This is a genomic window from Risungbinella massiliensis (assembly GCF_000942395.1).
Classification (GTDB): Bacteria; Bacillota; Bacilli; order Thermoactinomycetales; family Thermoactinomycetaceae; genus Risungbinella; species Risungbinella massiliensis.
The window spans coordinates 1,031,501-1,054,701 of record NZ_LN812102.1; the positions used below are offsets into that span (position 1 = coordinate 1,031,501).

The 23,201-nt window shown below is 41.6% G+C and carries 19 protein-coding genes, 1 tRNA gene and 2 pseudogenes; 4 read left to right on the top strand and 18 right to left on the bottom strand.

Going from position 1 to position 23,201, the window contains the following annotated elements; translation table 11 throughout:
- Window positions 1-744, top strand: coding sequence for a type I methionyl aminopeptidase (gene map, locus VJ09_RS05540; protein WP_267904269.1), 744 nt, complete (start codon window positions 1-3; stop codon window positions 742-744).
- A gap of 46 nt (window positions 745-790) precedes the next feature.
- On the opposite strand, the gene VJ09_RS05545 is transcribed toward map, so the two are convergent.
- On the bottom strand, window positions 791-2,362 hold the full coding sequence (locus tag VJ09_RS05545) for a golvesin C-terminal-like domain-containing protein (protein WP_052807232.1): 1,572 nt from the start codon (window positions 2,360-2,362) through the stop codon (window positions 791-793).
- 241 nt (window positions 2,363-2,603) lie between these two features.
- Here VJ09_RS05545 and VJ09_RS05550 point away from each other — a divergent pair, with 241 nt between their 5' ends.
- Window positions 2,604-3,074 carry an SAM-dependent methyltransferase gene (locus tag VJ09_RS05550; RefSeq protein WP_044640609.1) on the top strand — a complete coding sequence of 157 codons (471 nt, stop codon included), beginning with the start codon at window positions 2,604-2,606 and terminating at the stop codon, window positions 3,072-3,074.
- A 92-nt stretch (window positions 3,075-3,166) separates the two neighbouring features.
- Here VJ09_RS05550 and VJ09_RS05555 read toward each other — a convergent pair whose 3' ends face one another.
- The 8 genes from VJ09_RS05555 to tig form a co-directional block, all read right to left on the bottom strand.
- Window positions 3,167-4,264: a D-alanine--D-alanine ligase gene (locus VJ09_RS05555; RefSeq protein WP_044640610.1), complete on the bottom strand. Its 1,098-nt coding sequence runs from the start codon at window positions 4,262-4,264 to the stop codon at window positions 3,167-3,169.
- A 38-nt stretch (window positions 4,265-4,302) separates the two neighbouring features.
- The gene (gene yihA, locus VJ09_RS05560; protein WP_044640611.1) at window positions 4,303-4,914 is read right to left on the bottom strand and encodes a ribosome biogenesis GTP-binding protein YihA/YsxC; all 612 of its coding nucleotides are present in this window, start codon (window positions 4,912-4,914) and stop codon (window positions 4,303-4,305) included.
- On the bottom strand, window positions 4,895-7,240 hold the full coding sequence (lon, locus tag VJ09_RS05565) for an endopeptidase La (protein WP_044640612.1): 2,346 nt from the start codon (window positions 7,238-7,240) through the stop codon (window positions 4,895-4,897). The genes yihA and lon overlap by 20 nt, the downstream gene beginning before the upstream one ends.
- Before the next feature lie 318 nt (window positions 7,241-7,558).
- Entirely contained in the window at window positions 7,559-9,235 is a 1,677-nt protein-coding gene (lonB, locus tag VJ09_RS05570; protein ID WP_044640613.1) for an ATP-dependent protease LonB, read from the bottom strand.
- Window positions 9,236-9,303: 68 nt separating this feature from the next.
- The gene (locus VJ09_RS05575) at window positions 9,304-10,446 is read right to left on the bottom strand and encodes a lipid II:glycine glycyltransferase FemX (protein WP_325063580.1); all 1,143 of its coding nucleotides are present in this window, start codon (window positions 10,444-10,446) and stop codon (window positions 9,304-9,306) included.
- A 202-nt stretch (window positions 10,447-10,648) separates the two neighbouring features.
- Entirely contained in the window at window positions 10,649-11,914 is a 1,266-nt protein-coding gene (gene clpX / locus VJ09_RS05580; RefSeq protein WP_044640614.1) for an ATP-dependent protease ATP-binding subunit ClpX, read from the bottom strand.
- A 21-nt stretch (window positions 11,915-11,935) separates the two neighbouring features.
- Window positions 11,936-12,520, bottom strand: a complete 585-nt coding sequence (gene clpP / locus VJ09_RS05585) for an ATP-dependent Clp endopeptidase proteolytic subunit ClpP (RefSeq protein WP_044640615.1) — start codon at window positions 12,518-12,520, stop codon at window positions 11,936-11,938.
- A 140-nt stretch (window positions 12,521-12,660) separates the two neighbouring features.
- Complete coding sequence (gene tig, locus VJ09_RS05590; protein WP_044640616.1) at window positions 12,661-13,953, bottom strand: trigger factor; 1,293 nt, start codon at window positions 13,951-13,953, stop codon at window positions 12,661-12,663.
- Between the two features lie 594 nt (window positions 13,954-14,547).
- Between tig and VJ09_RS18370 the strand changes: the two genes are divergently transcribed.
- Complete coding sequence (locus VJ09_RS18370; protein WP_154662345.1) at window positions 14,548-14,703, top strand: hypothetical protein; 156 nt, start codon at window positions 14,548-14,550, stop codon at window positions 14,701-14,703.
- 206 nt (window positions 14,704-14,909) lie between these two features.
- Here VJ09_RS18370 and VJ09_RS05595 read toward each other — a convergent pair whose 3' ends face one another.
- The 5 genes and pseudogenes from VJ09_RS05595 to VJ09_RS05615 form a co-directional block, all read right to left on the bottom strand.
- Complete coding sequence (locus tag VJ09_RS05595; protein ID WP_044640617.1) at window positions 14,910-15,857, bottom strand: aminopeptidase; 948 nt, start codon at window positions 15,855-15,857, stop codon at window positions 14,910-14,912.
- Window positions 15,858-16,028: 171 nt separating this feature from the next.
- Window positions 16,029-16,709 (bottom strand): AroM family protein, encoded by a 681-nt coding sequence (locus VJ09_RS05600; RefSeq protein WP_044640618.1) that lies wholly within the window; start codon window positions 16,707-16,709, stop codon window positions 16,029-16,031.
- A 176-nt stretch (window positions 16,710-16,885) separates the two neighbouring features.
- The gene (locus VJ09_RS05605) at window positions 16,886-17,830 is read right to left on the bottom strand and encodes a DUF1177 domain-containing protein (RefSeq protein ID WP_044640619.1); all 945 of its coding nucleotides are present in this window, start codon (window positions 17,828-17,830) and stop codon (window positions 16,886-16,888) included.
- A gap of 133 nt (window positions 17,831-17,963) precedes the next feature.
- Window positions 17,964-19,016, bottom strand: coding sequence for a DUF917 domain-containing protein (locus tag VJ09_RS05610; RefSeq protein ID WP_187118681.1), 1,053 nt, complete (start codon window positions 19,014-19,016; stop codon window positions 17,964-17,966).
- A pseudogene (locus VJ09_RS05615) lies at window positions 19,016-20,619 on the bottom strand (OPT/YSL family transporter). Before VJ09_RS05615 ends, VJ09_RS05610 begins: the two are co-directional and overlap by 1 nt.
- A gap of 615 nt (window positions 20,620-21,234) precedes the next feature.
- On the opposite strand from VJ09_RS05615, the gene VJ09_RS05620 reads away from it, so the two are divergent.
- Window positions 21,235-21,825, top strand: coding sequence for a 2'-5' RNA ligase family protein (locus VJ09_RS05620; RefSeq protein WP_044640621.1), 591 nt, complete (start codon window positions 21,235-21,237; stop codon window positions 21,823-21,825).
- Window positions 21,826-22,012: 187 nt separating this feature from the next.
- Here the strand turns inward: VJ09_RS05620 and VJ09_RS05625 are convergent, their stop codons facing one another.
- The 4 genes and pseudogenes from VJ09_RS05625 to VJ09_RS18795 form a co-directional block, all read right to left on the bottom strand.
- The gene (locus tag VJ09_RS05625; protein WP_230199145.1) at window positions 22,013-22,210 is read right to left on the bottom strand and encodes a hypothetical protein; all 198 of its coding nucleotides are present in this window, start codon (window positions 22,208-22,210) and stop codon (window positions 22,013-22,015) included.
- A gap of 94 nt (window positions 22,211-22,304) precedes the next feature.
- A pseudogene (locus tag VJ09_RS19135) lies at window positions 22,305-22,424 on the bottom strand (group I intron-associated PD-(D/E)XK endonuclease); the annotation flags it as partial.
- Window positions 22,425-22,500: 76 nt separating this feature from the next.
- A tRNA-Arg gene (locus VJ09_RS05630) sits at window positions 22,501-22,577 on the bottom strand.
- A 68-nt stretch (window positions 22,578-22,645) separates the two neighbouring features.
- On the bottom strand, window positions 22,646-23,161 hold the full coding sequence (locus VJ09_RS18795; protein ID WP_230199133.1) for a metallophosphoesterase: 516 nt from the start codon (window positions 23,159-23,161) through the stop codon (window positions 22,646-22,648).
- Window positions 23,162-23,201: the final 40 nt, after the last annotated feature.

A 23,201-nucleotide genomic window follows, 5' to 3' on the forward strand; every position in this document is an offset into this window, starting at 1 on the left:
GTGAAAACACCCGATCAAATCGAAAAAATGCATCAAGCTGGGCGCTTACTCGCCAACTGTCATCAACAAATCCGTAGTATGATTCAACCGGGTGTGAGCTCCTGGGATATAGAAGAATTTGTAGAGGAATATCTAGCGCAGCATGGCGCGATCCCTGAACAGAAAGGGTATATGGGCTATCAATATGCCACCTGTGCTTCGATCAACGATGAGGTCTGCCATGGGTTTCCCCGTAAAGAACCTCTACAGAATGGAGATATTATTACCATCGACATGGTAGTCAACTTAGATGGTTGGCTAGCTGATTCTGCATGGAGCTATGCTGTAGGGGAGATTTCAGAAGAAGCTACCAAACTGATGAACGTGACCCATACTGCACTCCAGAAAGGAATAGAGCAAGCTAAGGTTGGCAACCGAATTGGGGATATCGGAAACGCAATCCAAACATATGCAGAATCCCAAGGAATGAGTGTCGTTCGCCCTTTTATCGGACATGGAATCGGCCAACGCATGCATGAGTTACCAGAGGTACCACATTATGGACCTGCGGGGAAAGGTCCCATTTTGAAAGAAGGGATGGTCTTTACCATCGAACCAATGATTAACTTGGGAAAACATCATGTACATGTCCTAGAAGATGGATGGACTGCCAAAACAGTGGATGGGAGTCTCTCCTGCCAATATGAACATACCATCGCGTTAACAGCAGATGGGCCGATTATCTTAACCGATCAAGTGAATTGATTAAACCCGAGTACCGTCTAGAATAAACGGTACTCGGGTTTCCTTATTACCTCTTCACCAATTTGACTGCATCTGCCATCACATAGCCTGTACCTGTTGTCCACCTAGAAACACCAACAACATAATCGTCTCCAGCCGCTATACTAAACGTCCCTAATAAATTCCACTTTCCACCATTTGATCTTTGATCGACATGGACTGTTTTGTTTCCAGTAGTTGTTTTAATAACATACGGGGTAGAATTGTTATATCCACTATTAGCTGGCCACCATGCATAAACATCGTAGGTTCCAGACGTAGGAACATTTATTTTGTACCAAGCAGCATCACTGACAGCCTGTGGAGTTGTAAATCGATAATCGGTTCCGTATTTTTGACTGCTCCAAGAACTTCCATCCCAATTGCCACTTGCTAAAAACCGTCCTGAAGTAGAGTTGTCTACGATAATTCCCGAAGTAGAGCTACCATTTACAAGCGACATATAGTAAGTCCAATCCCAATGAGGACCAGGATCAGTATGCGTTGCTCCTGGTACTTCGTTATGACCGATAATGCGTGAGCGTGTTTTTGGGATACCATATTTATCGGCGAGCCATTTGGTTAGATTAGCAGAAGAGCGGTACATGCTATCTGTATACCAAGCTGGGTCACTCACATAGCCTTCATGTTCAATCCCGATACTGTGAACATTATAATCCCAGTTACCAGCATGCCAAGCGATATCTTTATTCTGAACCATTTGTGTTACCTGACCATCACTGGAACGAATTACATAATGCGCACTTACATTCGAAGCTGAATTCTGGAACCAACTAATTGCTCCACTATAAGATCCTTGGGTTGTATGAAGAATAATATAATCGATAGAATTACCATCTGATTCGCGATTTGCGCTTGTATAATTGCTACTATGTGCTGCGACCCAACGGGCATTAGGATAATCTGGAGTTGCAAAGGCCTGAAAATCTCGAACGTTCTCATATTCTTTTCGATTAGGGGACACGTTTGTTGGAGGAAGATAGAGATCTTGCCCATCTACTTCTCGATACGCCCCTTGATTGATAATCTGATAAACTTCATCAGCATACCATTTTTTTGTTAAAGGAGTAGTAAGACCACTATATGCAGCAACTGTTGTATACCAATCTTCTAATTTATTAGGCAATTTGCCATCATTATGTTCCTTCGCTAGATTTGCTAAAACGACAGCAGCACCTCGTATATTTAGAGAAATATCGGTCTTTAGTTTATCTTCTGATACTTGCAGTAACTGACTAGCCTTTTTTAGACTTTGATTATTAGGATTATCTGCTAAATGCATCATTCCATAACCATTTAATTGACTTGGTTGTCCTTTATGATCTTGCCAACGACTTTCGGCATAACCTACTGCCAAAAGAATCTCTTTCGGAACATGGAATTCCTTGGATGCTTTTAGGAATGCATAATAATATGATCCCAAATGGTCGATTCGAGATGGATCAACGTTTTGTGTATCCGCTTTCATTTGATTGTTAGTTTGAGCATTTTCTTGCATCGCCAACAAGGGTAATGGAATCATGGAAAAAACTAGCAGCAAACTAATTAGATTTCGAATGAAGCTTCTACGTTTTACCAATAGGATAACCTCCTTCTCGTATTTTTTATAAAATTGTGAATCTATATTGATTTTACCATTGCTATAATATTATGACAATAATTGCTATTCTTTTTTCAAATCTTGCCTAAACCATACCACAAAATAGCATAGCATTTGTTACTCACCTGTCTTATCTATATTGCTATGCGATATACTGAGATTGTTCTGACCAGTTTGTTGAAATAACATGACTAGAGTGTTTGGAAATGAGGGAATGTCCATGAAAATCGAACTTGAAAGTATTGGGTTAATTCAGAATGATCGATCCATTATTGAAGACGATTACTGGGGAAGTGTAGTCTCTACTATTATTTTAGATCCCAAAATAGTTTTTCCTGAGTCAACTCTTGGTTTGGAAGAATTCTCCCATCTAGAAGTGATCTACTATATGCATTTAGTATCTGATGAGAAAATCCAAAATGGAGCAAGACATCCACGTAACCTTACACACCTTCCCAAGGTCGGTGTCTTTGCACAACGTGTCAAATCTCGCCCCAATAAACTGGGTCTATCTCGATGCAAGTTGATATCAGTAGATGGATTACAGTTGCAAGTGCAGGGATTGGACGCACTAAACGGCACACCAGTGGTAGATATCAAACCATACTTTCAAGAGTTCTCTCCACGTGAAGAAGTGCACCAACCTGCTTGGGCGAAGGAGATTATGAAGGATTATTTTAAGGGTAAGTAAAACCTTACATAACTTCAGCTAGTAACATGGTTTATAAACAAGACCAAGTTCCTTAGTGAACTTGGTCTTGTTTGGATTAAGTATATGATCTCTTAAATACTATTAAACGATTTTTGCTTATCTTCAAAACGATCCAAAGCTAGTTCGATTAAACGATCAACCAACTCGGAGTACGAAACGCCAGACTGCTCCCACATTTTAGCGTACATGCTAAATTGCGTGAATCCTGGCATGGTGTTGATTTCATTGATTAGGATCTCTCCATTATCTTTACGATAGAAGAAATCGACACGAGACAAACCAGAACAATCAATCGCTTTATACGCCTTAATTGCCCATTCACGAATCTGTTCCAATTTATCTGCTGGTAGTTTGGCAGGAATCTCGATAATAGATTTGCCATCTACATATTTTGCATTATAATCATAAAAATCATTGGAGGAGATGATCTCTCCAGGCATGGAGGCTACAGGATCATCGTTCCCAAGTACAGCTACTTCTATTTCTCGTGCTGGAATAAATTCCTCTACCACCACTTTGCGGTCATATTTGATCGCCAAATGGATTCCCTCGATCAGTTCTTCCCGATTTCCTGCTTTCGAAATACCAACACTAGAGCCCAAGTTTGCTGGTTTGAGGAAGACAGGATATTGGAACTTGGACTCGATCTTCGCTATGATCGCTTCGGAATCTTTTTCCCACTCGCGTCGAAGGAAATAAGTAAATTCACCTTGTGGAAGACCAGCATCTCGGAATACTTTCTTGGAAAGTACTTTGTCCATCCCTACTGCAGAAGCCAACACTCCGGCTCCTACATACGGAATATTCGCTATTTCTAACATTCCTTGTACGGTTCCGTCTTCTCCAAATGTTCCATGTAATACTGGAAAGATCACATCTATTTCATTCATTCGAAATGCTGGTAGTGAACCACCACCATTAGAAGCTGTAGCAAGGACAGGTAGCTGACTAGAAATTGCTTCCACATGTTCCTCTTCTAATTTCCCCTCAAGTAGCGGAAGAGCATCTGTTCCTGGTAGCCACTCTCCTTGTTTGTTAATCGCAATTGGGTAAACCTCATACCGATTTGGATCCATTGCTTTCATAACAGAAGAAGCAGAATGAAGGGATACATCGTGTTCCCCAGACTTTCCTCCAAATAAGACTGCAACTCGTGTTTTTCTGTTCATGCCTCTCCCTACCTTTCGGTTCTCTCTATTGTTGTATTTTATTCTGGTTGTTCGGGATGAGTGCCCAATTGAAGATATTCTCGAATCAACTTCCATACCTGGTCTTTGTTTTCCTTCGTTTCAGAAGAATAGTAAAGAATCTTATCTTGAGGATCTAAATCCAATCCTTCTTTCACTACCTTCAGATGTTTTTGCCATTTCCCTTTCGGGATCTTGTCCGCTTTGGTAGCGACTACCAAGACTGGGATCTCGTAATGTTTTAAAAAGTCATACATCGTTCGGTCATCCGCAGTAGGTGGGTGACGCAGATCGATAATTTGGACGACTCCTTTGAGATTCTCCCGAGTTGTAAAATAAGTCTCCATCATTTTTCCCCACTCGGCACGCTGTGTTTTGGAGACTTTGGCATAACCATACCCTGGAACATCAGCAAAGTAAAAGGAATCATTAATCAGATAAAAGTTAATCGTTTGGGTCTTACCTGGTTTTGAGCTTGTCCGAGCTAGGTTTTTTCGATTGATTAAGGAATTAATCAGCGAAGACTTCCCCACATTAGAGCGCCCAGCCAATGCAAGCTCTGGCAGGGCGTCTTCTGGGAATTGAGGTGGCTTCACTGCGCTAATTACAAAATCAGCTTTCGTGATTTTCATTCGGTTTCCTCACTAACGCAATTTGGAGAACTTCATCTATATGTTCTACTGGAGTAAAGGTCATCTCGCTAAGAATGCTTTTTGGGATTTCTTCTAAGTCTTTCTCATTTTCCTTTGGTAATAGTACATGTTTAATGCCAGCACGGTGAGCAGCAAGAGACTTTTCTTTAAGCCCTCCAATTGGCAGCACACGCCCACGCAAAGTAATCTCACCCGTCATTGCTACTTCACGAGATACAGGAGTACCTGATAATGCGGAGACCATCGCCGTCGCCATCGTGATCCCAGCAGATGGACCATCTTTCGGTATTGCACCTTCTGGAACATGGATATGGACATCTTTGGACTCATGGAATGCCGGGTCAATCCCTAATTCCTCTGCCCGTGAGCGAATATAGGTAAAAGCAGCTTGAGCTGATTCTTTCATGACATCCCCAAGTTTACCGGTCAAGGTTAGTCTTCCTTTTCCTGGCAATAGCGTTACCTCAATCGAAAGGGTATCTCCACCAAGCTCCGTCCAAGCTAGCCCTGTTGCTAGTCCTACCTGATCTTGCTCTTCTGCTTTTCCATAACGGAATTTCTCTGCACCCAAATACTTTGGCAGATTGCGTGCTGTGACGACTACCTTTTTCTTTTCTTTGGCACCGACTAATTGTCTTGCTGCTTTTCGACAGAGTGTTCCAATAGTCCGTTCCAAATTACGGACACCTGCTTCTCTCGTGTAATTGCGAATTACCTTCACAATAGCATTGGACTGAATTAATATATTTTCTTTGGACAAGCCATGTTCTTCCATCTGCTTAGGAACGAGATATGTTTTGGCAATCTTCTCTTTTTCTAGTTCTGTGTAACCAGCAATGTAGAGAACTTCCATCCGATCCAAAAGTGGTCGAGGAATGGAATACATACTATTAGCAGTGGTGACAAACATCACTTTCGATAGATCATATGGAATCTCGACATAATGGTCACTAAACGTGTTATTTTGGTTAGGGTCTAACACTTCTAATAGAGCAGAAGCAGGATCACCACGGAAATCGCTTGCCATTTTATCAATTTCATCTAACAAAAAGACAGGATTCGAAGTGCCAGCGGTTTTCATCCCTTGAATAATCCGACCAGGCATTGCTCCCACATAAGTGCGACGATGTCCACGAATCTCGGCTTCATCTCGTACTCCGCCTAGGCTAATCCGTACAAACTTCCGATTAAGGGCCCGAGCAATCGATTTGGCAAGAGAGGTTTTCCCTACTCCTGGTGGTCCTACTAAACATAAGATTGGTCCACGTAGTTTCTTTACCATCTGCTGAACAGCTAAATATTCTAGGATTCGTTCTTTTGCTTTCTCGAGACCATAATGATCCTCGTTCAGCACCTTTTCCGCCTTTTGAATCGAAAGATCATCTTCTGTCTCTTTATCCCAAGGAATATCTAGTAGCCAATCAATATAAGTACGAACTACGCCACCTTCTGCGGAGGTATTTGGAATTTTTTCAAGCCGATCCAATTCTCGTTCGATCTTCTCTTTTACTGAATCAGGGGCAATAAGTTGGGAGAGCTTTTTCCGAAGTTCTTCCACTTCGCCAGCACGGCCCTCTTTCTCTCCTAATTCTTTTTGAATCGCCTTCATCTGTTCACGCAAGTAATACTCTTTTTGCGCTTTTTCCATTTGCTTTTTGACACGCGTACTTATTTTTTTCTCTAACTCCAAAACTTCACTTTCATTATGCAAGTATGAGAGAATCCGTTCTAATCGCTCTTCTACATGAACAAGCTCCAAGATAGCTTGTTTTTCTGACATTTTCAGCGGTAGATGAGAAGCGATCATATCCCCTAATTTACCTGGATCTTCAATATCGGAAACAGATGCAAAGGTCTCAGAAGAGACTTTCTTGGAAAGACGTAAGTATTGTTCAAACTGATCCAATACCGTTCTCATAAGAGCTTCTGTATGTTGATCTGGTTCACCCACATCTTCTACTTTTTCAACTTCTACTTCATAAAAAGAATCTTCTTCCGTAAAAGATCGGATTTTGCCACGATAAACTCCTTCTATCAAGACACGCACAGTCCCATTTGGTAGCTTTAGCATTTGGCGAATTTTCGAAACCGTACCCATCTCATATATCTCATCTTGGTCTGGTTCTTCCACCTGTGCATCTCTTTGACTTGCAAGCAATATATGGTGCTCTCCCAACATTGCTTTTTCTAACGCTTCAACGGACTTCTCCCGACCTACATCTAAATGAAGAACCATGGTCGGAAAGACCAATAGTCCTCGTAAGGGGAGAAGGGGTAGTACCAGTTCCTCTTCTTTTCCGGCCATACATGCACCTCCATTGCTGTCATACGAAAGGAACTTGTCACAAGTTTTGTACGATTTTATCCTATTCGTCGTTTGCTGTCTATGATTAGACAGATCAGCACTTTTCCCTAATTTCCACTAAATTTAATCCTTAAGCTGATCCAGTTGTCTGTTCCATTCGTATATACCCTATGTGTTTTTAGTAATGGAAATAAACTTTACGATATGTATAAAGCTATCTTTTTCGGATAGCAGTAGTCGCTTCCAAATGTAAAATGAATTCATGGAAGCGACGCCCTAACTTACATTATACTTTCTTTTTTACTCGGAAGACACCTGCTAAGAAAAAGCAAGATCATTTGTACTCATTTCCAAACTAGATTCTTCATCTCGTTTTTCAATCGGCTTTTCCTCAAAAACGGTTTGAAAGACTTCTTCCAATCTCGCCACTGGGATCACTTTAACTCCTTTTATACTTTGAAGACTAGCTTGCATGTTCTCTTTCGGAATAATAACCCGTGTGGCACCTGCCTGAGCAGCTGCTTCGACTTTGGCAATCACTCCACCAATTGGCTTCACATTCCCATGGATACTTAGCTCCCCTGTCATAGCAAGACGATGATCAATTGGGAGTTGTTTCACTGCGGAATAAATAGCAGTTGCTATCGTAATACCTGCGGATGGGCCATCGATGGGAACACCACCAGGAAAATTAACATGCAGATGATGGCGGCTGGTATTAACTCCCAAGTTACGAAGCACGGTCAACACATTCTCCACTGAATTGCGTGCCATACTCTTCCTTCTAAGCGTTCGATGTCCGCCACCCATCTCTTCTTCCTCTACCACACCTGTAATCGAAAGACTACCTCTTCCATCTAAAGTGGGAGTAGCAGTTACTTCTACCTCCAGCACCATTCCTTGATTCGGCCCATATACTGCAAGCCCTGTCGCAAGTCCAATCTGGGATTCAGTCGGCATTTTCCCATCGGGTCTAGGAGTTAGCTGACTACTATGAACTACCCACTCTACATCAGTCCGTGAAATTTGATGTCGTCCCTCTGTCAGAGCGATCCCCACTGCTGTCTGTACAATATTGACTGCATCTCGTCCGTTGGTAGCGAAACGAGTAATTAACTCTACAGCATCCGAGTCGTAAGCAAAGGAAACTCGTTCTAACGCCTGTGTGGCTACTTTTTCAATCTCTCCTGCAAGTAGTGGACGGAAGAAAATTTCCATACAACGTGAACGGATCGCAGGAGGAATTTCTTCTGGTGTACGGGTAGTAGCACCAATCAGTCGAAAATCTGCAGGTAGACCATTCTGAAAAATATCATGGATATGAGAAGGAGTATTCTGATCTTCTGAACTATAGTAAGCACTTTCTAAAAAAACTTTACGATCTTCCAAAACTTTTAGTAGCTTGTTCATCTGGACCGTATGTAATTCACCGATCTCATCGATAAACAGAATCCCCCCATGAGCTTTCGTGACAGCTCCTGGTTTTGGCTGTGGAATCCCAGCAACCCCCATCGCCCCTGCACCTTGATAAATTGGATCATGTACAGAGCCTATGAGTGGATCGGCAATACCACGTTCATCAAATCGTGCGGTGGTAGCGTCTAATTCGACAAACGTAGCATCTGCACCAAAGGGAGAGCGCTCATTCTTCTTGGCCTCTTCCAATATAATACGAGCCGCAGCTGTTTTGCCTACTCCTGGTGGGCCATAGATGAGTACATGTTGCGGATTAGGACCACAAATCGCCGCTTTTAGTGCACGAATGCCTTCCGTCTGCCCCACTACTTCCTCAAGTTTACTTGGACGAGTTCGTTCTGAAAGCGGTTCTGTGAGTCTCACCTGTCTCATCTTCTGGAGTTTTTCAAATTCTTTGCGCGACTCCTTGTCTACAGCGCTGCGACTAGTTTGTTGTCCTCTAAGTAAGTTCCAAAAATATATGCCTATGATGATAGAAAAGAAGACTTGCAGCAACATGATGAGTGCAGTCCAAGTCATGCGGAAACATCCCTTTCCTCCACTATTCGTTATCTAACGGTAGTATGACCGAAAAGGGACTGCTCTTATTATCTTTTTTTCATATACATATCAAATGCCCAATGAAGCATAGGAATTACTGGAAAATCCCATTCTCCCATCAACTCACATACATCCCCACCAAATCCGCTCTTAAAACGCAGTAAGTCAAAGTCGGGATCTTTGTCATTTAACGTAGTGCTAACTCCACGGAAATCATAAGTATGATCTTTTTTAGCATATGCATCCTGAATCATTCTCCAACGCAACAAATAACTAGCTGGGTGATCCGATTTGCCTTGCTTGGCGCTATACAAATCCCAAGTTTGTCCGGGTACTGATATGGCAAGTGCAGTACTGAGTAACTTTTGATCCTGATATGCCAAATAGACTCGAATACGATCGTCTGATTCTTTGCTGAGAGCATCAAACATTTTTTCAAAATACGTTAGGTGCCGTGTTTGTACTTGTTCTTGCTTGGCGGTCATATCAATCAGCTGATAAAATTGAGGTAGATCTTTTTTGGTTCCAATTCGGATGTCTACCCCTTCCCATTCAGCCTGATAAATCTTTTTTTGCCACACCGAATCAAATTCAGAAAAGATTTGATCGAGCGATTTTCCAGATAATTGTAGTCGATAAACAAATTGTGGTTGTACCGTATCCAAACTATCCGGCACTAAGTTTTGTTTCCATCCCATTCCTGCTAATTCTTGTTGAATGAACTCTACATCATTGTAAATGAGATCTGGCAAGAGATCTGGGATTCGTTTTTTTGGTCCATATGTTTGAATCTCTTTTAGACCCTCCCTGATCGTAGTCGCAGACCATTTTTTCTGTACAAGTGGTGGGTCTATTTTGACACTAAAAACATGTCTTTGCTTCAAATGACGAAATAGAGGTAAAAACCAACTTTTGAGAGGAAAAGTGGCGTACCAGTCAATCATCGGACCTCTTGGTATGTATGCTAAAAACTTATTTAACCCTGGAACTTTTCGATACAGCACAAGGGCTCCCCCGACCATTTTGCCTTCTTCGGTAAACCAGCCGAGGAATTCTGATGCCCATCGCATTTCCGCCTTTAAATCTGCCCAAGAAGGATATTGCAAGAAGTTTCGATATGGATGTTTGTCCACAAAGGCGAAATACCTCTTGCGATCCACTACGGAAAGCCTCAATAACACAGAATTCACTGCCTTTCTATCTGACCTAAAAAACAGCTCTATCAAGAGAGCTGCTCCGATTTTAACTGTTTCCAACCGATCCTAGATTAGAGCTATTCTATTCTAACATAAATTGTCCAAAAAGAGCAGAAAAAAGCACCTACCCAAAAAGGTAGATGCAGGAGAAAATAGAAGGTTGACCTTTTATTTCCGTTTTAGAAGAAAGAAAAACTTAGGCACTTTCCTCTTTTTTATTTTTCGTTATAGCCCCATCTTTGGTAGCTAATTGCGGTTTTATCTTTTCGATGACGCTCTCTTCCGTGACGATACATTTGGTGATGTCTTCACGAGATGGTATATCAAACATCACATCCAACATGATCGATTCGATGATCGCACGCAGTCCACGAGCACCCGTTTTACGCTTGATTGCTTCTTCCGCAATCGCACGTAGTGCACCTTCTTGCACTTCTAGTTCAACATCATCCATTTCTAACAATTTGCTGTATTGCTTGATGAGGGCATTTTTAGGCTCAGTCAAGATTTGAATGAGAGCTCCCTCATCAAGTGGTTCTAGCGTAGAGATGACTGGAAGACGACCTACAAACTCGGGTATTAGACCAAATTTGAGCAAGTCTTCTGGGAGTGCTAGTTGTAAGTATTCACCTGGTTTTAGATCCTGTTGTTGCATGTCAGAACTAAAACCGATTACCTTTTTCCCAATCCGACGCTTGATAATTTGCTCTAAGCCATCAAAAGCTCCACCACAGATAAATAGTACATTACTCGTATCAATCTGAATGAATTCTTGATGTGGGTGTTTACGACCACCTTGTGGAGGAACGCTCGCCACCGTACCTTCTAAAATCTTGAGTAGAGCTTGTTGCACCCCTTCACCTGATACATCTCTGGTAATCGATGGGTTCTCTGATTTCCGTGCTACTTTATCGATCTCATCGATGTAAATAATGCCACGTTCTGCTTTCTCTACATCATAATCGGCAGCTTGGATTAGTTTAAGTAAAATGTTTTCCACATCTTCTCCAACATAACCGGCTTCGGTGAGGGAAGTAGCATCCGCAATGGCAAAAGGCACATTCAAAATCCGAGCTAGTGTTTGTGCTAACAATGTTTTCCCGCTACCTGTTGGTCCAATCATCATGATGTTCGATTTCGAAAGCTCTACATCATCTGACTTGGTGTTGCTATTGATTCGCTTGTAGTGATTGTAAACAGCTACCGCGAGAGATTTTTTAGCTTGATCTTGTCCGATCACATACTGGTTTAAGATACTATAAATCTCTTGAGGTTTCGGTAGGTTTTGAAGATCAATGTCCTCTTCATTACCCAACTCTTCTTCGACGATTTCGTTGCAAAGCTCAATGCACTCGTCGCAAATATAAACTCCAGGCCCTGCTACCAATTTACGTACTTGGTCTTGTGATTTTCCACAGAAGGAGCATTTGAGTTGCCCTTTTTCTTCGTTGAATTTGAACATATCTTTCACCCCTTTCAAGTATTACTTTGGTCGGGTGAGAACATCATCGACCAATCCGTAAGCTTTTGCTTCTTCGGCACTCATGAAGTTATCGCGATCCGTATCGGTTGCCACTTTGTTTAGGGGCTGACCAGTATTCTCGGAGAGAATTCGATTCAATTGTTCACGAGTGCGCAAGATCCAATCTGCATGAATCTTGATATCAGATGCTTGTCCTTGTGCCCCACCAAGTGGTTGGTGGATCATTACTTCACTATTTGGAAGAGCATAACGCTTTCCTTTTTGACCAGCTGCGAGGAGAAATGCCCCCATACTCGCTGCTAGTCCGACACACATGGTAGAAACATCTGGCTTGATGTAATTCATGGTGTCAAAAATCGCCATACCAGCGGTTACCGAACCACCTGGTGAGTTTATGTACATATGTATGTCCTTGTCTGGATCTTCTGCTGCTAAAAAGAGCAGCTGAGCCACTACTGCATTGGCTACATTGTCATCGATAGGACCACCGATAAAGACAATCCGATCTTTTAACAGTCGAGAGTAAATATCGTAGGCTCTCTCACCATGGTTCGACTGTTCTACCACCATTGGGATGACAGGCATAGATAACACCTCAATTCGAAAGTGTTGAAAACAGCTTAATCCTTTGTGAATCTGGTTATGTACAACACGAAATGTTAGTTCTTTGGTTTGAAAAACAAGGCACGTGTTTGGCGTGCCTTGTTCTCCTTCACCTTATTCCATTATGCCGCATTTTGGCTTTCAGATACAAGTAGATCAATCGTTTTCTTATTGCGTAGTTGTGCTTTCATTACTTCGATTTGACCATTTGCTTCCAATATTTGGCGAACTTCTGCAACGTCGCGTTTTACGGACTCAGCAGTCTCTTTCAATTCATTTTCGAGCTCCTCTTCGGTTACTTCGAGGTTCTCAGCTTTCGCGATCGCTTCTAGAACGAGATCCGCACGAACTTTCTTCGCAGCATCTGCTTTGAATTGCTCTTTGAGATCGTCAGTAGATTGGCCAGTGAATTGGCTATATAGATCAAGGTTCAAACCTTGATAGCTCAATTGTTGCTCGAAGTTTTGCAACATGTGACCTACTTCGTGCTCTACCATCACTTCTGGAATCTCTATCTCAGCATTGTTAGCAGCAAGTTCCACTAACTGATTGCGAAGATCGTTCTCTTTTTCTTTTTGTTTGCCTTCGTTTAGCTTGTTTTCTACGTCTGCTTTCAACTCAGCCAACGTTTCGAACTCGCTTACATCTTGTGCAAACTCATCATCGAGCTCTGGAAGCTCCGTACGTTTTACTTCATGTACTTTCACTTGGAAAGTAGCAGGTTGACCAGCGAGATCTTCTGCATGGTACTCTTCTGGGAAGGTTACTTCTACCGTTTTTTCTTCTCCCGCTTTTACGCCGATCAATTGATCTTCAAAACCAGGGATGAAAGAGTTCGAACCAAGCTCAAGGGTGTAGTTTTCTCCTTTGCCACCTTCAAACGCAACACCATCTTTGAATCCTTCAAAGTCGATGATTACTTTGTCGCCTTTTTCAGCTGGAGCATCTTCAACAGATTTCAAGACACCTTGTTGCTTTTGCATACGCTCTAACTCAGAGCTTACATCTTCAGCAGAAACAGAGTAGTCTTTCTCTTCTACTTTAAGTCCTTTGTAGTCACCCAATTTCACTTCTGGCTTAACCGTTACGGTTGCTTTAAAGATCATTGGTTTACCTTGCTCAATTTGCTCAACATCCACTTCTGGACGATCTACTGGTTCGATACCAGTTTCACGAATAGCAGCTTCATATGCTTCTGGCAACATAATATCGAGAGCATCTTGATACAAAGTTTCTACCCCAAAACGCTGTTCGAATAACTTACGTGGAACTTTCCCTTTACGGAAACCAGGAATATTTACCTTTAAGGAAACTTTTTTAAATGCTTTATCAAGGGCTTGTGCTACTGTTTGCTCATCTGTTTCAACAGTCAAAACACCTTTATTTGTTTCTGTTTTTTCCCAACTAGCTTTCATCTCTAGCGACCTCCTGAATCAACTCAATCTAGTCAAGTAGAATATATATGTACCGAGGCTGTTGCATTCAACCTACAAGAAATACTCTCTTGCCATTCGTTTCTCTAAGTTCCAAAACTTCTGGCTTACGTTGTCCATGCAATCAGCTGAGTACCAGACTTGCCGATTTTCCTTTTTGCAACTTGTATATTATAGCACAGCTCGAAATAATGCAAAAGAAACTCTTGGCAGTTGGGAATTTTTAAGCCTGTTTACATATGGGACTTTATTTTTTCTGTTGCTGTATATGTTTATTTTACAGAGTCCTGTTTGATGTTGCTTCTTTTTTTCGCATCAACTTTCAACTTATACTTTTGATCTTCTTACCCTTATTCCTATCTAAAACCTTCTCTACGTGTTTGTTATCTCTTCCATCTTATTTGATGTTATTATTTATACAGGCAAATCATATTTAAATATTCAGTCTTTATGGATTTTATTTGAGGATAAAACGAAAAAGAAGGGGATCAAAATGACGATCATCATCCACTCTCAGGAACAAGGAACACACACCCCAAGCACCGCCCACCCAGCGCTCGTGTCCGAGGTGACAATATGACAACAGCAGAGCAGCAGGCCTCACGAATGATGAAGATGCGTAAAATCTGCGGTTATGGTGCCGCCATAGCGGTGACGCCATATCTGCTGATCAAAATTGCCTGGACTTTTGGTTTCTTCATTCCGACCGTGACATATTTTGCCATGTTGTGACTTATAAAGAATGTTTGGAGTCCATACAAATATGCTTACCAATCATCCCTAAAAATAACTTTTAGGGGATGGAATAAATTCTCATCCCCTAAGTGTATTTCGTTTAATCTTATTTACACTTCATAAAAAAGATATGAAATCCTTTAAGGTTGGAGGTTCAGCAATATGAATCTACAGCTTCCAACCTAACAAATGGAGCACTCATCCTAAAAGCAAAACTCTCCATCTTCCATAACCAACTTCTCATCAATCCAAATACTCGGCTTTGTAATCACCAAATCAATATGTACCCCTGCGTCTACGGTTCCCCCAAAGGTATGATTGCTACCAAATGCCAAGTGAATGGTTCCCGCTACTTTCTCATCTTCCAATACTACCCCCGTGATTCGCGCCCATTCATTGGTTCCAATTCCAAACTCACCTAATTCTCGTCCTGCTTTGTCTCCTAGCATGGTAAGTAGCTGTTGTCCTTGTTCTCCCATTGCTTCGACTAACCGACCATTCTCCACTCTGATTTTAAGAGGTTCTGTCACCTTTCCAATTCCTGCGATCGAACCATCGACGGTAATTTCTCCATTTGCAGATCCTTCTATAGGAGCAATATAGGCTTCACCAGAGGGAAGATTCCCAGATTCGCCCTTGTTTCGATAAACGCCTGTGCTGGGTATTCCATTTCGTCCCTCAACGGAAAATGTAATCTCTTTTCCATCTTTGGTAATGCGTACTTTCTTTCCATCTCGTAGTAGTTTGGTCACTTTCTCTGTTAAATCTTTTACCTCACCATAATCTGCGGTAATTGCACCTTGGCTAAACAAGTCTTCCGTTATACCTGGCATTGTTGCAACTCGCACTCCCAATGCCGCTGCTTCTTTTCTCGCTTTGGTGTGAGTGAGCGATTCTGTCGTAATACAAACAGCAACATCTACTTGTTTCATCGCTTCACTGACTGCTCTAGGTGGCTCTTCGCCGCTTTTAGCACGACATTTCATCTCCATCAATATTGCTTCACTAGCTAACTCGGTAGCTGCTTGGTAGACTGCATCGGCTAGTTCTCTTTTTTCTGGATCGCAGACGATCAAAATTTGTTCATGCGTTTGTACGTTTAGACTAGAAGTTAACAGGTTTTTACTGATATCCAATAAATGAGAACTCATATTATCAGATTCCTCTTTTCATTGATAATGATCATGAAACACCTAAAGCATAAATCCGTTTTCCACATAGATTGTATCTTACATACAAATAAAAAGGCGCTCCTCTACTATTGCACTCGTGATCCATCCATTCTGATTCACAAAAGTAATAGAAGCTAACAGTCCTAAACGTTAATCAGCAATCACTTCACCAGCTATACGAGCCAGTAAAGACACAGAAAGTAACACAGGTGCTCCACTTCCTGTTTGTACGATTTTTCGTTGGGATGGTTGATAGCCCATACAATCTAACACAATAATGTCTGCACCATTTTCTCGGAATCTAGCTGCTGCTTGCTCAAACTCTTCTGGTCTGCCTGTGTATGGTGAGACGGATTCCAACAAGAGATCTCCTTTGTAAGAAGACCATTTTTCACGAATCATTTGTTGTTGTTCTGGTAAAGGACAGAGAACCCCTAACTTGCCTGACGGAAGAATAGCATCAATTACACGTGCTAAGACTCGATCTGGCTGTAATAATAAGGCCCGACGAGATCGAAGTGTAGGAAACTCTCCTGTACATAAAAGGAGGATGGTACTACAACCATCTTTTTCTAATGCTATCACTTTCTCTTGGAGCAGGGGTACTATCTTCTCTTCAGCCAATATCACCGATTCCCCTGTATTAAGTTTGGTAGTAAGAACAAGCTCTTCTTCTGGGGCGGGTGAAAACTTCTCTTCAATTTCTTGTTTCGTCCATCCGTCCAGAGCCCCTCTTTGAATTACCATCTCACGAGTCAAATGTGCAAAGAGAACCTCTTCAATATCAGTACGTGGAGCTTGTCCGATCGTAAGTACTCCTATTTTTTTCATTAGGCTTCTCCCCTTAGATGAAAAGATGATCACGCTAGATGAATAAATCTATTTAGCACGAAAGAAAACGTTAGTTCAAAGTCAAAGACTCTATAGTAATCAAACCACTCAAGAAGACTGTAGCATGAGTTTCACTAAGTCTTTGGTGGTTTGATTACTTGAAATATGTTTATCGCTTACTTCGAATACACTTTACCAAACGTTTGGAGCACTTTCATTGGCCCATATAGATTCTCAAGGTGAGCAAATTCATCTGCATCATGCAGCGTAGCAGTCCCATTTGTAAACTCTTTTGCTACCTCTACAGCGTAGCGAGCTGCTGCCGCAATATCTACTTCATGAGAGGCACCTGTACCACAACCAGGTACTGCAGTTTCTGCTGTGATGGCAACTCCTACAACTGGGGCACTGGTAGCCACTGTTGGCTGCAAGATACTATTTACATGGTAGACTCCATTTCCATAAGGAGTAATATCTTGAGTCGTAATCGGGAAAGTAACTGCTCGTTGACCAGTCGTCATCTCCATGATTCGGACAAGATCAGGGCTAACACGTAGGATATAACCTTCTTTTACTGTTGGAGAGATCGCAAATCCACGATGATTAATAATCTGGTTTCCTTTGGTGGTATCAATAGAGAGAATTGCTTCCATAGCAGGATCTACTTCATATTCATTCATAGCTTGCATATCGACTGGAGAACCCATAAAGTCTACCGGTTCGTGTGGTTGAGTAGGAGCATCTGGGCAAACATGAGTAGCAACGATGACATCTCCTTTGAGCTTGTCTCCATTTTGATTCATTTTTGCTAGTTTATATGCCCCAGTGATCGCCGCAACAGCACCATCTCCATCCGAGACAAAACCAATACGGCTAGGACGAGCACCTAATCCTCCTAAACGGCCAATAATTCCAAAGGTAGGAGCATCTCCACCTGTACTTTTTCCATTCGTACCTGGAATCAGGATACGCACAAAGTCAGTACTACCCTCATCTCCAGTAATTTTTTTCACTTCTACTTGGACTGCTGGAAAATCACGAAACAGCTCTGCAATTATTGCTCCAGATGCATCTGCACGATCTACTAAATCCAAAACTTGTAATGTTTCCAATAATGCCATTTATTGTGCCTCCTATGATGTAGCGTTCATTTTTCAGTAGAGCAGAATCTAGATCCAAAACATCATGATGTATCAGATCTAGACTCTCTATTTATGATTTAAGGATTTAAGTAATTGTTGTATAAGTAGAAAATTACTGTACACCTATGATTGTTTTCTGAATCACCGGTTCTACACTCTTTAACAACCGCTCATTGGACATAGTAGAGCTCAGAAGCAGTTTTTCCTTAGGCACTTGGATCAGGGCAACCTTTTGTCTGGCACGAATTTCAGCAGATATGAGTGGCATACCTGTTTCCAGATCAAATGTCATGATAAGGTCAGGAAAGGTTGCTAAGCGTTCCCCATCATATTCTACCGTCATATACTCATTCCAAAAGGTGACTTCATGTTGATCCACTACCACTTTTCCTACATCAAACCCACCGGTCGTCGTAAGCTCTGCTTCCTGTACTATTCCAGAAGCTAGCCACTGACCACCCAGCAAATCTAGTACGTTCTGGATTGCTTTTTCTCCTTTAGCAGAAAGCAAAGCTTGTCCAACTTGGATCGCCTGCTGAATCCCACCAATCGCAGCATGTTCTTTTATATACGAAATGGCTACTGGGTTACGAGCTACTGCGACTAAACCATTTGCCGCAATACTCGCTTGACGTACCAAGGAGGAACATGCATCTAATGAACCTCGGTAGAAGCTCTCTACATAATGCTCTCTTGCTCCACCCACTGCTGCTTGAAGGGAAACATAACCTTCTTGCTCTGATAAGTTTAGTGAGCCCATGCTTCCAGTTGGATGAGCACGACCATTACAAGGCGCATCGAGCAATGGCTTTCCCGTAACAGCAGCTTGATACCAACCATTTACGGTGGTATCAGCTCCGTTTTCATTCGTCATAATGCCTCGTATAGGATGAGCATAATGCTCCTCCAATAGCTGTAGTGCTTTCACACTATATTCTGGAACGACATGTGCTTCCGGTGCAGCTGGTGCTCCTACTAATGAGACGGTTACCACATGATCTTCATCCGCAAACTCATCGATCGTGTGCAGAACAGGGGTTCCAGCTTGGAGGGCACTCTCGACCGAGTGAAGTCCTTCTTGGATCCAGCCGCCTCCTCCCCCTCCGAGGACTGCTCCACCATAGACAGCTGCTTTACCTAGTTCAGCCGTTAACTTGATTTTCATTATTTGGTACCTCCTTTGGCCGCATCTACGATCGAACCTCCAAAGCTATAGACTGCATCTCCTGCGATAAACCCAGCAGCCACGATCCCCATAGACTTCTCCGCTTCTTCGCCTTTGAACTTGCGAATGAAGAAACGGATCACGATCCCTGCTAAGACTGCCCAACCTGCTGCAGGCATGGTGATCAATAAACCCGTTGCAAACAAGACTCCTAACTGACGGTTTGGACCACCAATCCATTGCAAGATAGCTCCAGGAATCGCCCACAATAGCAATTTCATCGCTACATCAGAAGAGATTCCAGCTTGAATGGTTGCCACATAAACACGGTCAACTGGTGGGACAAGATCTTGTGCAAAGAAGCTCTTGTAGCTGAGGAAAACAGCCAATGCAGCTACTCCAAACGCAACCAAACCAGTGTAGTATTGCTGAGCTCTACCGTCCTTCTCATACTGACGACTTTTCCCTTTGCGGAGCATATGACCCGCTTTTAAGTCATAACCCATATCTGCAAAAGCCGGTCCCGTCGCTGCACTAAAACCGACGAGTAAAGCCAAAGCTACTGGTGGGAAACCAACCATAATCCCGATCACAAGGGTGATCAACGCCACTGCAAATGCAGGAAACCAACCAGAGTGCATGGCAGCAATCCCGACAATCAGTTCATGGAAATAAGCGGCAAAAGCGGCAAAGATCAAAAATCCGATAAACATCGGGACGGACATCTCAGTCAATAGTCCACCTAACACGGCAATCACAAGAGATACTCCGAGATACATAAGGAAACCTTTGCGAAGCGTTTTATTGGTACTAGCTTCCGAGATACCATGTTCTTCGTTTACTGCTATATCTTCTTTTCGTTTTTTCGTAACAACTAGGATCACTTGAACAAGGGCGACTAAACCCGCACCAATCATAAGACCATGTGGAATATATAGAGATCCCAATTTCATTCCAAAGAGTGGTTCGGAATAACCATTGACTAAAAGACCGATACCAAACATGTTCCGATAAAGGCGGTACCAAAAGCAGACATTGGAATTCCCATCCAAGTCCCAATAACACCACCTAATGCACCCAAACCAAGGAATTTTGCACGTTTCCCTCCTTGGTCCCCTGCCACAATCGCTTCCGCAGTAGCAGTACCAAGTGGCCAAGCACCTGAAGCAGGGAATACACGAGAGTCAAACATTTTATATAGGAGATATGTGTCTACCAACATTGCCAGCACTGCTCCGATAAACATCGGCAGGATTAGATCCGAACGACCCAGTATGAATGGAATACCGATCGGGATCATCAGGCTATTAGCAGCACCAAACGTTGCGGAAGAAATAGAGGTCTGAATTAAATTTTGTCGATGAACAGAGCGGAACTTTTTGAGGAAGGCAATCGGAATCCGTGCTAGTACCATTGCAACAATGGCTCCGATAATCGAAGTACTAGGGGTAACTCCTAATGTCACAATAAGCTGTAGTCCGATAACAGCGCCCAAAATGGCTGTAACAATTACGAGGATGAGAGTAGCTGGCTCCCATAATCTAGGGTGTTTTTCTTCTACATCTGAAGTTGCTTGTGGTGAGATTGATTCTGTATTCTTCATAGTTGTAGTTGCCTCCCTTAAAATAAGATTTCATTTTTAAAAAAGAGGAAATGCAAAAAGTATAAAAACATGATCTTTCTACACTTCTCAAAAAGAATGAATCTATGTATTCCCCCTATCGAAGTATTTATATTGACTCAAGACTTGCTGTATAATAATTCAAACATTTAAATGTTTCTATATTAGAAACACTGGTACTATATTTATTTAAATGAATTGTATAGATTGTTTAATTAAATGTAAATATATAATGAAAACATTTTTAAATAAAATAGATATTAATATCTTCCAATAGATTTTGTATGTTTCTGATATTAAAGGTTCGGTATTCCCAGAAAAAACACAAAAATATCATCAGATCAAAATAAACCTTTTGATTGCTTTTCCCAAGGGATTCGAGGGGGATCAGACGAATATTTACTCTATAAGACACGACAAAGATAATAATGCTTATCGTAGCGGATCGAGTAATCTGGTTTGATTAATAATTATTACATAAAGAATTTGATTTCTAATCTCAAAATACCCCCTGACTCACACTTTCCGCTTGTATCGCAAAGCTAAATAATCAACTCTTTACAGGTACTAAGTTTTCTTTATTTTTCTCTAAGGAGAGTGTTTAAAATAGTAACACAGTATGTTGATAACATCTGTCAGTGGGAAAAATGGCAACAGAAATACAGATTCGGAGTACTCTTGCTCTTCCCACCTAACCCTCTACTTGCTAAAGTGAATGAGCTCCGAGAAAGGTATGATCCAAAATCTTCAGCAGCTTGCAACGCTCACATTAGTCTTACAATTCCTGTACCCAGACCTCTCAGCATGGCTGACTGGAACGAATTAGAGATAATCTCATCAGGTATTAAATCTTTTTCCATTCGTTACGGTCCGTTGAAAAATTACTTACCGCATCCTGGAGTTTGTTTGGCTATAGAACCACAGGAAGAATTAGATAAGATCCGAATAGCTTTAGAAAAGGCATCGGTGTTCGATGGAGCACAAAAACGTCAATTTCCATTTTCAGCACATATGACGATAGCGGAATTTATTACAATTGAACAAACAAAGGAATTAATGATTAAACTTAAGGACGTAGCACCTATTGGCGATTTTATTTGTACTAGTGTTTCTTATGCGGTACCTGATAGCAACTTCCGTTTTACAGAACGTGCACGGTTAAAGCTATCTGATTCACCAAAATTGTAAAAGTATAAGTATTAGGTAGGGGATTTATAAAATTGATTATCTTTTTATGTTGAGACATAGAGAGATCAAACTTATTTCGACGAGAAATAATGGGAAGGGTAATTACGGTTAATTACTAATATTCATTAAACATAAAAAAGTAAAACTCCCTCACCTGGGGAGTTCTACTATACTAATATTAGTGTATTTATAAACCCAAAATCTGTTTTTCCTTCAGTTGAAATTCTTCTTCTGTGATAATTCGTTGGTCACTCAAATCCGCAAACTTCTTTAATTCATCTGCTTGGCTGTCATTTGAAGCCTGAGAGGAACTAGATTGTTTACCGATCGAATTTCTAACGTGATCGATAAACCATTCCACATCCCCAAAATTAATCCAATTCATCTTCACTTTATTTCCAGATGAGAAAAATGAAATGGTATGACCCATCATTCCCTTACTCAAATCAATCGAACTAATATTGGAGTATGGAAAAGTTTACTAAATCAAATGGAACATGCTCCCGTTTGCGGATATAAAATCATAATCCCTTTTCATAAAGATCAAGCTGAGCTTTCAATACACCTAAATCGCCTTTATTTTTCGTATGGTGGAACATCGAAATCTCCTCCCATAAAAGCACAAAAAAAGTGTCATCTCAGATCAAAGTGATCCAAGATGACACTTTTTTTGTTTGGCGTCCCAGGGAAGATTCGAACTCCCGACCGACGGCTTAGAAGGCCGTTGCTCTATCCTGCTGAGCTACTGGGACAAAAGAAGATCTACGTTCAATTCAGTGAACAGGATTATATTAACGTAGATCAGACATATTGTCAACTATTAAGATTTGGATTTTAACACAAATGTACCGCCTAATTTTTCTGCTGGTCGTCCATCCACTTGACGATAGCTTACTTGAACCGTTCGATCGTCCATTATCGTTAAAATCACATAGGTTGGATAAGGAGCTACGATCGGAAGGGAGATACTTCCGGGATTGAGAAACAATCGTCCATCTTCCATTTCCGCAATCGGAATATGAGTATGTCCATAACAAACAATATCCGCATTTACTTCTTCGGCCCGATATCGAAGAGGCATCTTGGTAGCTTTTACATTGTATCGATGGCCATGAGTCGCATAGAAGCGAAGTCCCTCTGCCTCCCAGTGCTCCTCTTCCGGCACCATCTCCCAATCACAATTGCCTTTAACTACACTTAATGGCACTTTCGGTAATTCATGTTTTTCTGTACAAAAATCCCCACAATGAATCACATAATCTGCTTTTTCTCGTTCTACAATTTGTTTCAGCAGATTAGCTTTTCCATGGGAATCACTTACGATCAATACTCTCATCTGTTTCTCCTGTCGATTTCCCGCAAAGCGAAAGTGCTTT

Coding starts and splice junctions, on each gene's coding strand:
- yihA (WP_044640611.1), bottom strand. CDS start 4,914: ATGAAAATCACGAAAGCTGATTTTGTAATTAGCGCAGTGAAGCCACCT.
- VJ09_RS05555 (WP_044640610.1), bottom strand. CDS start 4,264: ATGAACAGAAAAACACGAGTTGCAGTCTTATTTGGAGGAAAGTCTGGG.
- clpX (WP_044640614.1), bottom strand. CDS start 11,914: ATGTTCAAATTCAACGAAGAAAAAGGGCAACTCAAATGCTCCTTCTGT.
- tig (WP_044640616.1), bottom strand. CDS start 13,953: ATGAAAGCTAGTTGGGAAAAAACAGAAACAAATAAAGGTGTTTTGACT.
- VJ09_RS05605 (WP_044640619.1), bottom strand. CDS start 17,830: ATGGCATTATTGGAAACATTACAAGTTTTGGATTTAGTAGATCGTGCA.
- VJ09_RS05625 (WP_230199145.1), bottom strand. CDS start 22,210: ATGAATTGGATTAATTTTGGGGATGTGGAATGGTTTATCGATCACGTT.
- VJ09_RS05600 (WP_044640618.1), bottom strand. CDS start 16,709: ATGAAAAAAATAGGAGTACTTACGATCGGACAAGCTCCACGTACTGAT.
- VJ09_RS05595 (WP_044640617.1), bottom strand. CDS start 15,857: ATGAGTTCTCATTTATTGGATATCAGTAAAAACCTGTTAACTTCTAGT.
- clpP (WP_044640615.1), bottom strand. CDS start 12,520: ATGCCTGTCATCCCAATGGTGGTAGAACAGTCGAACCATGGTGAGAGA.
- lon (WP_044640612.1), bottom strand. CDS start 7,240: ATGGCCGGAAAAGAAGAGGAACTGGTACTACCCCTTCTCCCCTTACGA.
- VJ09_RS18370 (WP_154662345.1), top strand. CDS start 14,548: ATGACAACAGCAGAGCAGCAGGCCTCACGAATGATGAAGATGCGTAAA.
- VJ09_RS05610 (WP_187118681.1), bottom strand. CDS start 19,016: ATGAAAATCAAGTTAACGGCTGAACTAGGTAAAGCAGCTGTCTATGGT.
- VJ09_RS05550 (WP_044640609.1), top strand. CDS start 2,604: ATGAAAATCGAACTTGAAAGTATTGGGTTAATTCAGAATGATCGATCC.
- lonB (WP_044640613.1), bottom strand. CDS start 9,235: ATGACTTGGACTGCACTCATCATGTTGCTGCAAGTCTTCTTTTCTATC.
- VJ09_RS18795 (WP_230199133.1), bottom strand. CDS start 23,161: ATGAGAGTATTGATCGTAAGTGATTCCCATGGAAAAGCTAATCTGCTG.